General features: G+C 59.5%; 13 protein-coding genes. 4 read left to right on the top strand and 9 right to left on the bottom strand.

All coding sequences use genetic code 11. The features are described from left to right. Positions 1 to 77: 77 nt before the first annotated feature. From SIAM614_RS27975 to SIAM614_RS27965, 3 genes are read right to left on the bottom strand one after another with little or no spacing between them, the layout of a single operon-like run. Complete coding sequence (locus tag SIAM614_RS27975; protein ID WP_006939803.1) at positions 78 to 641, bottom strand: DUF1254 domain-containing protein; 564 nt, start codon at positions 639 to 641, stop codon at positions 78 to 80. Beyond that, positions 638 to 1,318: a DUF1214 domain-containing protein gene (locus SIAM614_RS27970; RefSeq protein WP_006939801.1), complete on the bottom strand. Its 681-nt coding sequence runs from the start codon at positions 1,316 to 1,318 to the stop codon at positions 638 to 640. Before SIAM614_RS27970 ends, SIAM614_RS27975 begins: the two co-directional genes overlap by 4 nt. Beyond that, complete coding sequence (locus tag SIAM614_RS27965) at positions 1,315 to 3,528, bottom strand: transglycosylase domain-containing protein (protein ID WP_006939800.1); 2,214 nt, start codon at positions 3,526 to 3,528, stop codon at positions 1,315 to 1,317. Before SIAM614_RS27965 ends, SIAM614_RS27970 begins: the two co-directional genes overlap by 4 nt. Positions 3,529 to 3,748: 220 nt before the next feature. On the opposite strand from SIAM614_RS27965, the gene SIAM614_RS27960 reads away from it, so the two are divergent. Next, positions 3,749 to 4,234 carry a YcgN family cysteine cluster protein gene (locus SIAM614_RS27960; RefSeq protein WP_006939799.1) on the top strand — a complete coding sequence of 162 codons (486 nt, stop codon included), beginning with the start codon at positions 3,749 to 3,751 and terminating at the stop codon, positions 4,232 to 4,234. A gap of 50 nt (positions 4,235 to 4,284) precedes the next feature. Here SIAM614_RS27960 and SIAM614_RS27955 read toward each other — a convergent pair whose 3' ends face one another. Then, positions 4,285 to 4,902: a TetR/AcrR family transcriptional regulator gene (locus tag SIAM614_RS27955; protein ID WP_006939798.1), complete on the bottom strand. Its 618-nt coding sequence runs from the start codon at positions 4,900 to 4,902 to the stop codon at positions 4,285 to 4,287. Between the two features lie 116 nt (positions 4,903 to 5,018). On the opposite strand from SIAM614_RS27955, the gene SIAM614_RS27950 reads away from it, so the two are divergent. After that, positions 5,019 to 5,600, top strand: a complete 582-nt coding sequence (locus SIAM614_RS27950) for an NAD(P)H-dependent oxidoreductase (protein ID WP_006939797.1) — start codon at positions 5,019 to 5,021, stop codon at positions 5,598 to 5,600. A 94-nt stretch (positions 5,601 to 5,694) separates the two neighbouring features. Here the strand turns inward: SIAM614_RS27950 and SIAM614_RS27945 are convergent, their stop codons facing one another. From SIAM614_RS27945 to SIAM614_RS27935, 3 genes are all read right to left on the bottom strand, one after another. Beyond that, on the bottom strand, positions 5,695 to 6,213 hold the full coding sequence (locus SIAM614_RS27945; RefSeq protein WP_006939796.1) for a DUF3833 family protein: 519 nt from the start codon (positions 6,211 to 6,213) through the stop codon (positions 5,695 to 5,697). 138 nt (positions 6,214 to 6,351) lie between these two features. Beyond that, positions 6,352 to 7,356, bottom strand: a complete 1,005-nt coding sequence (locus SIAM614_RS27940; RefSeq protein ID WP_006939795.1) for a P1 family peptidase — start codon at positions 7,354 to 7,356, stop codon at positions 6,352 to 6,354. Between the two features lie 54 nt (positions 7,357 to 7,410). Beyond that, a complete protein-coding gene (locus SIAM614_RS27935; protein ID WP_006939794.1) occupies positions 7,411 to 7,938 on the bottom strand; it encodes a flavin reductase in 528 nt (175 codons plus the stop codon). Between the two features lie 517 nt (positions 7,939 to 8,455). On the opposite strand from SIAM614_RS27935, the gene SIAM614_RS27930 reads away from it, so the two are divergent. Beyond that, entirely contained in the window at positions 8,456 to 9,559 is a 1,104-nt protein-coding gene (locus SIAM614_RS27930; protein ID WP_006939793.1) for a branched-chain amino acid ABC transporter substrate-binding protein, read from the top strand. 74 nt (positions 9,560 to 9,633) lie between these two features. On the opposite strand, the gene SIAM614_RS27925 is transcribed toward SIAM614_RS27930, so the two are convergent. Further along, positions 9,634 to 10,248, bottom strand: coding sequence for a YceI family protein (locus SIAM614_RS27925; RefSeq protein WP_006939792.1), 615 nt, complete (start codon positions 10,246 to 10,248; stop codon positions 9,634 to 9,636). A gap of 353 nt (positions 10,249 to 10,601) precedes the next feature. On the opposite strand from SIAM614_RS27925, the gene SIAM614_RS27920 reads away from it, so the two are divergent. Beyond that, on the top strand, positions 10,602 to 11,081 hold the full coding sequence (locus SIAM614_RS27920) for a L,D-transpeptidase (protein WP_157140140.1): 480 nt from the start codon (positions 10,602 to 10,604) through the stop codon (positions 11,079 to 11,081). 46 nt (positions 11,082 to 11,127) lie between these two features. Here SIAM614_RS27920 and SIAM614_RS27915 read toward each other — a convergent pair whose 3' ends face one another. Further along, complete coding sequence (locus SIAM614_RS27915) at positions 11,128 to 12,003, bottom strand: hypothetical protein (RefSeq protein ID WP_006939790.1); 876 nt, start codon at positions 12,001 to 12,003, stop codon at positions 11,128 to 11,130. Positions 12,004 to 12,464 lie beyond the last annotated feature (461 nt).

Genomic DNA, 12,464 nt, shown 5'->3' with positions numbered 1-12,464 from the left:
GCGGTGAAGCCATTTCTCATGCCATTTCGTCTTCGTTTACGGGTCCACACCCTGGATAATCCTGCTGCCAGGGACGCTTAGCGAATGGAGCCGCAGCTTGCGGCCTGAAGCGCACGGTCGATACTGTCTTCGCGGGTCGGGTGCGGGACATAGGCCCGCAGCAACGCGAAGCCGCTCAACGGTTCTTCCGTTTCAATGACAATGAGATCTTCCAGGTTTTCCGGCGGGTTCTCCCGCAGGATCGACAATTGTTCGGTGGTCAGTACCAGCATCGACAGACGCTCCGCGCCTGCGGTGCGGTTGTTGAGGCTGTAGACGGCTTCTCCCGCCGCGTTGAACAAGCCGATTGACCAGAAGGGCACCGGAATGCTGGCGTCGAAGAGAACCGGCCCGTCAGCAAGCTGAAACCGGCACGCGGCGTGTTTCATGGCTGGATCAAGATCGGGCAGGGCTTCCTCACCGGGGCGGACATCCGGAAGCAGGTTGAATTGCCTGTCGGGTCCGTAGGTTCCGATATTGTCATAGGCGCTGTGCAGCACGTTGTGCGGAATGCTCAGCACCACCAGGATATGAATGATGGCTGCCAGACAGAGCGTGGCCAGCAAGCCGACGGACAGGGAAAAGCGGGAAGAAAGGGTCACGGGCAGCCCATCCTGTCAATGGTGGGCATGGTGACGCCATCGAGGGCGGCGCCCGTCGTGACTGGTGCGTCATAGACCCTCAGCACAAAGCGCAGACCGTCGGCAGCCCGTGCTCCAACTGCCAGCGGCAGCCAGTTGCCGGAGTGGGGCCAGGTAGCGGCGGTGATCTCGAAGGTGCCGTCCGGATTTCGCAGCAAGGTGTCGCTCGCCAGGTTCACCCGGCCGGACATCGTCTTCACCAGGCGGCCATGGCCATCAACTGCGGTCAAGGTCCAGAGCCGGGCTGACGGCGTCTGTCCCGCGATACGGTAGACGCAGGTCGGATCAAGCTGGTGGCCGTTGCTGTCCTCACGCGCGACCAGCGCCAGACCTTCGCCCGACGCCAGTGGAATGACGGCACCCCTTGTATAGATCGCAACAGAATAGGGATCGGCCTCGGAGGTTCCGGCTTTCGGATAGGCGTGCCAGGGGCCAAGGGTGACGGCATTGAGCGGCTGTTCCCGCTCGATGATCAGATAGGCCGAGCTGATGCCCAGAAGCGAGGCGAGGACGACGACAAGCGTTATCGTGGCCAGTGTGCGGATGGGGTTGAACCGATGCGAGCGAATGGCACGGGGGAGCCTCTCGTCATACCAGTCTGCCTCGCCGTGAGCGGGCCGGAAACCTGTATCGCTCATTGCACCGCCGCAACATCGGTGTTGGTATTTCCCGGAACTGGCGCGGCTTCGGCGCTCTTGCGCTCAAGCAGCAGGCGCAGTTCCTGGCCGATCTGCAGGAGGATATCCTGCGTGCGCCGTTTCAGCACCCGTGGCTGAGCGGTATCGCCGGTGTCTGTTGCGAGTTTCGCCGGAGCGGACCGGGTGAGGCGGGGCAGGCTTTCCGGATCGACCCCGGGCATACGGGCAAGTTCGATGCCGTTGTGGGCAAAGGCGTTGTATTTCTGCCAGGCCATGGCCGGCAGGCTGCCGCCTGTCACCCGGCGGGTCGAGGTGAAGTCGTCATTGCCGAACCAGACGGCCGTGGCAAAGTTGCCGGTGTAGCCGACGAACCAGGCATCGCGGTAGGCGTTGGTCGTGCCGGTCTTTCCGGCGGCCACCACTCCGTCGATCTGCGCCCGGCGGGCTGTGCCGGCCTCGACCACATTGACCAGGATTTCGTTCATCTCTTCAACCTTGTCCTCGGGCAGGACGCGTTCGGCAGGCGGTTCGTCGCGTTCACGGCGGTAGAGAACCTCGCCGGCGCTGTTCTTGATTTCAAGAACCGCATAGGCCGGTGCCTTCATGCCGCCGTTTGCAAACACGGAGTAGGACGAGGCCATGTCGATGACAGAGACTTCGGACGAGCCGATGGGCAGCGAAACGGAGTTTTCCAACTCATGAGTCAGACCCATGCGATAGGCCGTGTCGATGATCTTCTGACGGCCGAAATCCAGCGACAGGATCACCGGGATGGTGTTGATGGATTTGGTGAGCGCGGTTTTCAGCGTGACAGCGCCCCGGTAACTTCTCGAATAGTTCTTCGGCGACCAGTTGCCGATCCAGACCGGTCGGTCGGAGACGACGCTGTCTGCGGAATAGCCGTTCATGAAAGCCGTCATGTAGACGAAGGGCTTGAACGAGGACCCGGGCTGCCGCAGCGCGTTGACCGCGCGGTTGAACTGGCTTTCGCCATAGGAACTGCCACCGACCATGGCCACCACGGCCCCGTCGGGGATCATGGAAACCATCGCGGCCTCGCTTGCATCGCGCAGCTTGCCGTTTTCCCGAAGGACGGTCTCGACCGCCAGGTCCGCCTGGCGCTGCAGAGCCGGGTCCAGCGTGGTGCGCACGGTGACGATGCGGTCGCGCGCGAGGGCCGGATAGCGGCGTGCGAGTTTCTTTACCTCTTCCAGAGCCCAGTCGAGAAAATACTCCGGCAACTGTTCCTGGGATCTGTCGACGGCAAGGGCCGGATTACGGCGCGCGCCGATGACCTGTCCCTCGGTCAGGAAATTCGCCTGCACCATGTTGGACAGAACCTCGTTGGCCCTGGCACGGGCTGCCGGCAGGTTGATGTGGGGAGCGTATTTGGTCGGCGCCTTGTAAAGGCCGGCGAGCATGGCGCTTTCGGCAAGCGTCAGTTCACGCACATTCTTGTTGAAATAGAATTCTGACGCTGCCGTTACCCCGAACACGCCGCCGCCCATGTAGGCGCGGTCGAGATAGAGCTTCAGGATTTCCTGCTTGGACAGGTTCGCCTCCAGCCACAGTGCCAGATAGGCTTCCTTGATCTTGCGGCTGAGGCTGCGTTCATTGGTCAGGAAGAGGTTCTTGGCGAGCTGCTGTGTCAGCGTCGAACCGCCCTGGACGACACCTCCGGCCCGTGCGTTTTCCACCATGGCGCGGAAAGTACCGAAGAAGTCGATGCCGAAATGGCTGAAGAAACGGCGGTCCTCGGTGGAGAGGGTGGCCTTGATCAGAGAATCGGGAATTTCCTCAAGCGGAACGCTGTCGTTGAGCACGATGCCGCGTCGGCCGATTTCCTTGCCGAAGCGGTCCAGGAATGTGACCGCGAAATCGTCAGTGGTTTTCCAGTCGGCATAGCGTGTTGCCTCGAAGGCGGGCTGGGCAAAGGCCAGCACCACGATGAAACCGGCAAGGCCATAGGTCAGTCCGTCTGACGACAGTTCGGCAAGAACCCGCCAAATGCCCTTGGCTCGGAACCGGCGCAAAAAGGCGTCGTAGCCTTCGAACGTCCGGCGGATGGCTGTTCCGCTCTTCCACAAGGCCGTGTCGATAAGGGCATCGATCGCCAGGAAAAAGCGGCGGATCCGATTGCGCTTTTTCGGCGGTTTCTGCTCCGGCGTGCTGCCGGTCTCGACGTCTTCTGACTGCGGTTTGTCCGTCACGCGAACAAGGTCTCCGGATCAAAATGGGACGGCCCAAGCTAGCCGTTTTTCGGGGCCGTGCAAACAGGTCACCTGGGTGGCCCTTTCAGCGGGCCAGTTTACCGATATTTGTTGCAAATTCATTGAGGAAAAACAGCCCGAATTTCCGCCCGGGTTGCCCGGAGGGCTGTAGCATGATAGGCGCCGGTGGTCCCTGCCCAAGAAAGGCGTGCACGACTTCATGATTGCGGACGATACCTCACTCGAACTTCCGTTCTGGAAAACCCGGACGCTGGAAGACATGACGCAGTCGCAGTGGGAGTCGCTTTGCGACGGCTGCGCGCGCTGCTGCCTCAACAAGCTGGAAGACTGGGATACCGGTGAGATCGTCTGGACGGACGTCGCCTGTACGCTGCTTGATGGCACCAGTTGTCGCTGCAAGGACTATGAAAACAGGGCGTCAATCGTGCCGGACTGCATTCAGCTCACCCCCGGCGAGGTGCGGACGCTGACCTGGCTGCCGCCCACCTGTGCCTACCGGCTGGTTCGCGAGGGCAAGGATCTCTACTGGTGGCATCCGCTGGTTTCGGGGGATCCGGAAACGGTCCATCAGGCAGGTATTTCCGTTCGCGGGAGGACGGTCCCCGAAGACGGCATGGCTCTGGAGGATTACGAGCACCACGTCGTGTTCTGGCCGGGGGAAGTGCCGGAAGCGGCGCAGGACTAGCCAATTTCAGCTCCGAGGACTGAGGCCGTCCTGTCCGGTCTCAAACTGTCTCATTGCCTGAGCAGGAACGCCTCGACATGGCGGCGAAGCCGGTGTTCCAGTTCCGATCTGTCGGTCAACTGATGGCTTTTGACCAGAATGGCCCCATGGATCATTAAGGCAATCAGCCCATCGACCATTTCCTTGGGTGACCGGTCCTGCCGCAGGGCAGGCTTCACGCCGAGTTCCTGCTGCCACATCGTGAGAAAGCTTTCCAGTTCCGCATCCAGTGCGTCCAGCGTCTCGACAAATTCGGCGGCGCAATTGGGTTTGGTGACACCGATATTGTCCAGAAAGAGCCGAAGGATTGCCGGACTGTCGGTGATGACTGCGATCAACGCCATCATGCGCTGCATCAGAAGACCGACCGGATCGGACAATGGCTCTGCCTGCTCCCCCTCGGTTTCCGCTGCCGCGCGCAACGCGTTCAACCGGTCCAGCAGGACGTAGGACAGAAGCCCATCCATATCGCCAAAGTGCGAGAAGACCGTTCCCTTGGCAACGCCCGCCTCGTGGGCAACCGCTTCTGCGGTGACCAGATCCAACCCGTGTTTCTGGCTGAGATCCCGTGCGGCGGCCAGAACCCGCGCGCGTGTGGCGATGCTTCTCTGCTGAGGTTTTCTTGTCATGATTTTCCGTTAAATTGACCGAGGTCAAAAAATATCTTGACGGATGCGTCGTCGAATGTCAAAAAATGACCACGGTCAATTTTGGCGTTCGGCGCCGCAAACTCACAAGGTGACACATGACACGGATACTGGTTTTGGAAGGGCACCCGGCAAAGGACACGTTTTGCGGTGCCCTTGCTGCGGAATATGCGGATCAGGCGCGCACGGGCGGCAACGACGTGCGCGTCCGACATCTGGCGGATCTGAACTTTGACGCGGATTTCGGATTTTCGTCCTTCAAGGATGCAAAACCGCTGGAACCTGACCTGGAAGCAGTGTGGCAGGACATCCTTTGGTGCGAGCATTTCGTGCTGACACATCCGCTGTGGTGGGGTGGGATGCCGGGCAAGTTGAAGGGCTTGTTTGACCGCATCCTGCTGCCGGGCATGTCCTTTCAATATGTGAAGGGCAAACCCCTGCCGCAAAAGCTGCTGAAGGGACGGACCGCGCAGGTTCTGGTGACTTCCGATACGCCGGGCTGGTACTTCACCTGGATCTATGGTGCGGGCGTCAAAAAACAGACGGAGAAGCAGATCCTCGATTTCTGCGGCCTCAAGCCCAAGGGCTACCACATGTTCTCACCGATCCGCGGATCGCGCGACGAGGCCAAACGGAAGATGCTGGCACGGGCTGCTGCGCTTGGGCGCAAGGCTGCGTGAAGGTCGTTCTATCCGCTTCCTGCCAGTCGGAAGCCGTTGAAAGTCCCGATATCACGCAGGCAAGACACTAATCAGAGACTGCCTGCGGGGGATCTCACTTCTTGAAAGTCAGCGAAACCGTTCCAACGGTAATCCCCGCCTTCATGACCTTGGCGGTGTTTTCAACCGTGTTGCGATCCACCTGCTTCAAGGTGTCGTCGAACCGGAGCAGCAAGGGGCCGTTTTCAGTGTCGAGGCTTGCGACATAGGAAAAACGAAGGACACCAGTGTCATCGGTCCGCACATTGGTCAGGCCAAGCACATCGGCTCTCTGGCCTATGTAGCGGTCTTCGGCGACCTTCTGGAAGAACCAGGTCTTCGTGTCCCGTTCACCATCGTCATAGACGAAATCTTCGCGAAGCTTGAGCGTGAACGTACGCTGGTTCCAGGTTCCGGTCAGCTTGACGGTGAACGGACGATAGACACCGGCGATCTTGCTTTCAAAGACGCCCTTGCCGATTGTTTTTCCGCGAAAGAACTCTTCCAGCACCAGGGATTTGGCATGCGCAGGGACAGAGGCGGCGGCGGCAATGGCAATGACGAACAGCAGCAGATATCGGCGGGCACGGGTCATAACGGGCAGAGCCTCCTTCAGGAAAATCTGCCCAGCTTACGCAGGTCGCTGTCATTTGGATTGGGGCCCTTTGGATCTGATGACGAGCTTCTAACGCAAACCGCGACGCGGGATTCTTGCGGTTAAACACGACACGCTTTAGCTCGCGAAGCGCTCTTTCCAGGTTGGGACAGGATCACCGGGGGCCGGGGAGGCGTTATAGACCCCGCGGGCGATTGCGCGGGCCAGGCACGAGGCGGCGGCAGCTCCGAGCTGAACCATGTCCTCCAGTCCGTTTTCCATACGGCGCTGGCCGGTGGACAGCGCAAAGACAAGATCGCCATCCAGGGGCGTGTGCGCCGGCCACAGAGCGCGGGCCAGTCCGTCATGCGCCATGACCGCAAGGCGTTTGGCTTCGCCCTTCGTCAGGATGGCATCGGTCGCCACCGCGGCAATCGTGGTGTTGGCGCCGGCCTTGAGGCCATCCAGCTTGGTGCGGACGGTAATTGCGTCCTGCGGCAGCGGGTGGGCCATGCCCAGGCCGCCGAATTCATCGCCGATTTCAAACGGTGCCGCCCAGAAGTGGGCATTGTCGCCGACAGTTGCCCGCCCGAGCGCGTTCACGCCGACAATGGCACCTACCGTGATGCCGTTGTCCAGAACATGGGAGGCAGAGCCGAGGCCGCCTTTCAGATTGGCAGTGGTGGCACCGGTTCCGGCTCCGACGGAGCCAAGGGCAAAATCGTGGCCGATGGCATCGAGCGCCGAGCGGCCGAGGTCCCGGTAGGGGGCTGCCTGGCCCCAGCTTTTGTCACCGCCGTTCAGAAGATCGAACAGGATGGCCGTTGGAACGATGGGCACACGGACCGGGCCGACCTGAAACCCGTAGCCGAGTTCGGCAAGGCGCCCTTGCACACCGGCGCCTGCATCCAGGCCGAAGGCGGAGCCGCCTGCGAGAACGATAGCATCGATCTTCTCGACGGTCTGTTCCGGCTCCAGCAGGGCGATTTCACGGGTGCCCGGCGCACCGCCGTGAATGGCAACGGAAGTGACCGCCGGTTCGTCGGGAACGAGCACGGTAGCCCCGGATTTCAGCTCGAGATCGGTGGCATTGCCGACCTTGAGGCCCGGGACATCGGTGATCAGATTGCGTAAACCGGGCATGAGCTGGCGGTCCTTGGTTGAAGGTGGACAATGAGGAGTTTGATGGGCTGAACGTCAGGTGTCGAGGCTTTTGTAACCCCGGCGAACGTAAAGGAGAGATTTGCCAGGGTCGGTCATCCGAAGGTCGGTCACGGTGCCGACAATGATCGAATGCGTCCCCATTTCGGTGACGGAATAGACCTCGCAATCGACGCTGAGACGGGCGCTGTCGAGTGCCGGACATCCGGTGGCGAGGCTTGTCCACTCGCCCTTTTCGAACCGCTGGGGCATCTCCAGCTTGTCGCGTCCGGCAAAGGTGTCTGATATTTCCTCGTGATCATCGCTGAGCGTGTTGAGGCAGAAGCAGCGATTTTCAAGAACCGCGCTGTGAATGCGTGTTTTTCTGTTCAGGCAGATCAGGATACTGGCCGGATCGTCGCTGACCGAACAGGCCGCCGAAACGGTCGCACCAACCCGGCCGCCCGGGCCATCTGTGGTGACCACATGAACGGCCGTTGCAATCCGGCTCATGGCTTCGCGAAAAATCGCGGTCTCCAGCGGAAGCCTGTCCTGATCATCGGGGCCTGAAGAGGTTGGAGACATCAAGTCGGTTCCTGAGTGGCTCAGCGGGGAATCATTCGTCTAACGGACGCGGACCGGAGTTTAGGCGGCCATGGATGGGATGCCTAGGTGTGGACACATGAATGAAGTTGAAATGGCTTGAGGAGGACCAATCCGGTTAAATCCGAAGGACATGAAAATGGCTTCACGGCATTTCGTCAGTCTGCTTGACCGGGCAGAAAGCCCGCTCCCCGCACTCTTCCTGGCCTGGTTTCTGTCTTTCTCATGCCAGTTCGTCTTCATTTACGGGTCCACACCCAGACCATGTTGTTGCGAACCGAACTCAGGCAAGTTGTTCTGATACTTCAAGGTTTATCGCCTTCTGATCGTGCGTTCGAGAACAATTGCACATCTGGAGATCTGAAGCCTGGTGCCAGGCACTTGCATTTTCATATGGAGCAGGGACTGACATTTGCCACCTACGCCGCAAGTCCGGATTGAGCTGCGGCCCGGCCCGCGCTAGGGGTAGGGAAGCGATCATCGGACCTCGGGGAAACGAATGACCTATCAGCAGTTTCTGGCCAGCATTGGCCTCCTGACTTTTGTCGTTGTTGCGACACCTGCTGTTGCCGACATCCGGATCGCGGTCGCCGGGCCGATGAAGGGACAGTTTGCAGCTTTCGGTGAGGAGATGCGCATCGGCGCGGAAAGGGCCGTTGCCGATCTGAATGCAGTCGGTGGCGTGAATGGCGAGAGCTTGGTGCTGGAAGTCGCCGACGACGGCTGCGATGCGGACCAGGCTGTTGCCGTTGCCAACCAGCTTATCGGCAAAGGCGTGGTCTTCGTTGCCGGTCATCTTTGTTTCAACAGTTCGATTGCCGCCAGTGAAGTCTATGCCGGTGCAGGCATCGTCCAGATGTCACCGGCAACAACGCTGCCGAAATTCACCGATGAGCGGCCAGGCGAGGGCGTGTTTCGTCTTGCTCCCAGAGATGACCGGCAAGCGGAGGTAGCGGCTGGCTTTCTTTTCAACGAATTCGGCAGCAAGCGGATTGCCCTGCTGCATGACAAGACAGCCTATGGCAAAGGTCTGACCGATGCGGTGAAGGCTGTCCTCAACGAGCTTGGTACCAGTGAAAGCATGGCGCTCGGTTTTGACGCTGGCGGGGATGACTTTCGCACGCTCGTGTCGCAGCTCAAGCTGCAGGCCGTCGATGTCGTCTATCTGGGTGGGTATCACCCGGAAGCAGGGCTGATAAAACTGGAAATGCAACGTCAGGGGCTGGATGCGGTTCTGATGGCCGGGGATGCGCTGATGACGGAGGACTATTGGTCCGTGACCGGCGCGGCGGGTAACGGAACCTTGTTGACCTATCCGGAGATCCCCCGGGACCGGCCGGAGGCGCAGGACCTTGTGTCCGCTCTGGAAGAGGCCGGGCTTTCCGCCGACCGTTTCACCCTGACGACATATGCCGCTGTTCAAGCCTGGGCCGAGGCAGTGGAGGAAGCCGGGAGCACGGCCTTGCCGGACGTTGCGGGCGCCCTTCACGGCGGAACCTTCGATACGGTGATCGGTGACGTCACCTTCAATGGCAACGGCGACAGCAATTTGCCGGATTACATCGTTTACGAGTGGCAGGGCGGTGTGCCGCAGCAACGGTGAGATTTGCCAAAAATGAAGAGCACGCGGCCGTTCAGGCGCGCGTGCTTCTCCACATCCTCGGCAAACATCCGTGCTCAGGTGCGTGATCCGGTGCCGCTGATCGTCAGGTTGACCTTGTCGGCATAGATCGGAAGACCGGCCTCCATGCCGTAAAGGCTGCGGAAAAAGCCACCTGACACTTCGAAACCGACCTGACCGTTGGCCTTGCCGTCGGTAATCGTCACCGAAAGCTTGGTGCGTTTCTGCTGTCCGCGCAGGTTCAATACACCTTCAACATCTGCCGTGTTCTGGCCGGTAATCTGCACCCGGGTGCTCTGGAACGTCGCGACCGGGTATTTGGCGACATCGAACATGGCCGAACTCTTCAGAAAACCGGTGACCTTGTCGTTGTTCGTGTGAACGCTTGTCAAATCGACATTCACAACCACGCGGCTCTTTTCCGGGTGGTTCTGGTCAAGTGTCATCTTGCCGGAAACGGTTTTGAATTCTCCCGTAACCGGACTGCCGCCCAGCACCCGGACAGAAAAGCCGGTGGCAAGTCGAGCCGGTGTCAGCATGTAGGTGCCCGTCAGTGTCCCGGCAAAAGCCGGCAGCGGGGAGGACGCGAGCGCGACCAGACAGACGAAGGTTGCGACGGTTTTTCGAATTGGACGCGTTAAGCCGCGCGAAGTGGCAGAAGTTTGGGTCATTCCAAAGGTCCTTGAAAAAGTTCAGCAATGCGACTTGTGCGGCGACGGTCCGCAGATGTCTCGACTTTGGCCCTTCAGAGCCAGGGGTGCAGTATGTCATGCGGCGGCGTCAGGCATGGTGACGGTCGTCACAGGCAAAACCCGAGGATCGCCGGCCAGCTCGCACCACTGCGCGGCGAAAACAGACCGGGAGGCCGTATTCGCCTACGGAGCCGTGGCGTCAATTAACCTTTCAGTAAGAAATTAGGCGCGCCCCGGTTCTTTCAAGGGATGCGGCAAGGTAATCTGCGCACAACTGCACGGAGTTTGTAATGCGTCTGATCTCCCTGTTCCGCTTTCTCATACCCTTGGCAATGCTTTTTGCCAACGGCATCACACCAGGTTCTGCAAGTGCCGCTGAAGTGGTCGGCTTTTCCGATGCACGATTTCGTGCCGGCACCATCGTTATCAGAAACTCGGAAAAACGGCTTTATCTGGTTCTCGGTGGAAATCGGGCAATTCGCTACAAGGTGGCCGTCGGCAAACGGCAGAAGTCCTGGACCGGTCAAGCTTTCATCACGGCGAAATACGTAAAGCCCGACTGGGCTCCGTCAGAAGAAGTCCGGCGTGATTTTCCACATCTCCCCACGGTCATTCGCGGTGGAGCGCCCAACAACCCTATGGGCGTTGCCGCCATGACCCTCTCGAACGGAAACTACGCCATTCACGGAACCAACCGGCCGGGCTCCATCGGTCGTGCCGTTTCCTATGGCTGCATCCGGATGGCCAATCATGACATTCAGGATCTATTTCAAAGGGTGACGGTCCGTACGCTGGTCGTGGCATTGCCCTGATCCCGCAGGTGGATTTACACGCAGCTACGAGCCGACAACGCGGGCATCAGTCGTCCTTGTTGCGACCAGATCCGGATGTGCTTGATGACCAGGCATTTTCCGGTGGCTTTTTCCGGTCCAGATAAGTTCCCAGCAGAAGAACAATCGCAAGCAGTACACAGCTTGTGCCTGCGAAGAAAAGTTCGAACGGAGCTTTTTCGGAGGGGGAGACCTGCAATTTGTGCAGCGCGACTGTGCCTATGATCATGGGCAGCAGGTAGAGCGCAAGCGCTGTGAACTGAAGGTAGAAGTTCGACCGGCCTGGCTGCAGCACGCTTTTGAACGGCTGCTGATTGCGCATCCGGACCAGGAGGTCCAGCGAGACCAGACCCATGCCGATCTGGGTGATCATCGACAGTTCGTTGCCCCAAAGGAAGAGCGAGTAGACAGTCTCGGCAAAGCCGAGGGACAGGACCGCGAGGCAGACGGACACGAGTAGCAGTCTGACAAATGTATGCCGTTCCTGGGAGAGCTCGAAACCGAAGCAGCAGACAAGAAAGAGTGCGGTTTCAATGGAAAAACGGCCGTACATGCCTACCGCTTCCAGGGACTGGGGGAGCCAACTGTCCGTGTAAACCGTGATTTGATCCGGGAACAAGGCTTCGGCGATGCGCAGGCCCGACAGCAGAACCATTAACCAGCACAGGATGTTCTTGAGCCAGATGGAGTTGTCCCACTGCGGCCGGAAGAAAATAGCGCCCGCCAGGATCAGAAATCCAAGCGCCGTGGCCGGATGGGTCGACGGCGTCCGGCCGGAAAACGGATCTCCGGCAGACAGATAGATATTGTGGCCGAGACCGAACAGCATGACGAGCACGAGCGAACAGCCAATCACCTGATGGTAGACTGTTTTATCGAGATCCAGATGATTGTTCCCAGTCATACAGCAGCACCGGTTTCAAGGTTTGGTCTTTGTCCGGTGCCGAGAGGGTAGCGTAGTTTTGTCACATTTTCGAGAGGGCGAAAATGACAAGAAAACTCTGAGTTGTTTGCTGCTGCAAGGGATCAATCACGCGCGGGCCTGCTTGACCTGCTGACGTCTTTGGCCGTCGTGCCAGGGGTGAGAAACGGCAAGATCGCCGTACCTGCGATCCGCCTGTGCGTGTGGCTCCATCACCTGGTGCGAGGAAGATTGCGTTAAAAGATCAGAGAATTTCGCCCGATAATCCGGTCATGAGCATAGGTGCACCGTTCCGCAGGGACAGCATGACGCATTTAGTTTCAAAAAATTGAATATATGATCGATCCGAGGCCTGCAAACGACCTCTCTCGAGACCCCGCCAGCATCAAGTGCCCCAACACGATGCTGGCGGGGTTTCCTTTCTGGCCGCTTTATCCAATGGA

It is taken from the genome of Roseibium aggregatum IAM 12614 (genome assembly GCF_000168975.1).
Lineage (GTDB): Bacteria > Pseudomonadota > Alphaproteobacteria > Rhizobiales > Stappiaceae > Roseibium > Roseibium aggregatum.
The sequence above is the reverse complement of the archived record's forward strand: the minus strand, read 5'-3'. Positions and strand labels throughout refer to the sequence as shown.

Bases quoted from the DNA above. Each gene is read 5' to 3' on its own strand.
- SIAM614_RS27970 (WP_006939801.1), bottom strand. From the start codon at position 1,318: ATGAGCGATACAGGTTTCCGGCCCGCTCACGGCGAGGCAGACTGGTAT.
- SIAM614_RS27960 (WP_006939799.1), top strand. From the start codon at position 3,749: ATGATTGCGGACGATACCTCACTCGAACTTCCGTTCTGGAAAACCCGG.
- SIAM614_RS27955 (WP_006939798.1), bottom strand. From the start codon at position 4,902: ATGACAAGAAAACCTCAGCAGAGAAGCATCGCCACACGCGCGCGGGTT.
- SIAM614_RS27950 (WP_006939797.1), top strand. From the start codon at position 5,019: ATGACACGGATACTGGTTTTGGAAGGGCACCCGGCAAAGGACACGTTT.
- SIAM614_RS27945 (WP_006939796.1), bottom strand. From the start codon at position 6,213: ATGACCCGTGCCCGCCGATATCTGCTGCTGTTCGTCATTGCCATTGCC.
- SIAM614_RS27940 (WP_006939795.1), bottom strand. From the start codon at position 7,356: ATGCCCGGTTTACGCAATCTGATCACCGATGTCCCGGGCCTCAAGGTC.
- SIAM614_RS27935 (WP_006939794.1), bottom strand. From the start codon at position 7,938: ATGTCTCCAACCTCTTCAGGCCCCGATGATCAGGACAGGCTTCCGCTG.
- SIAM614_RS27930 (WP_006939793.1), top strand. From the start codon at position 8,456: ATGACCTATCAGCAGTTTCTGGCCAGCATTGGCCTCCTGACTTTTGTC.
- SIAM614_RS27925 (WP_006939792.1), bottom strand. From the start codon at position 10,248: ATGACCCAAACTTCTGCCACTTCGCGCGGCTTAACGCGTCCAATTCGA.
- SIAM614_RS27920 (WP_157140140.1), top strand. From the start codon at position 10,602: ATGCTTTTTGCCAACGGCATCACACCAGGTTCTGCAAGTGCCGCTGAA.
- SIAM614_RS27915 (WP_006939790.1), bottom strand. From the start codon at position 12,003: ATGACTGGGAACAATCATCTGGATCTCGATAAAACAGTCTACCATCAG.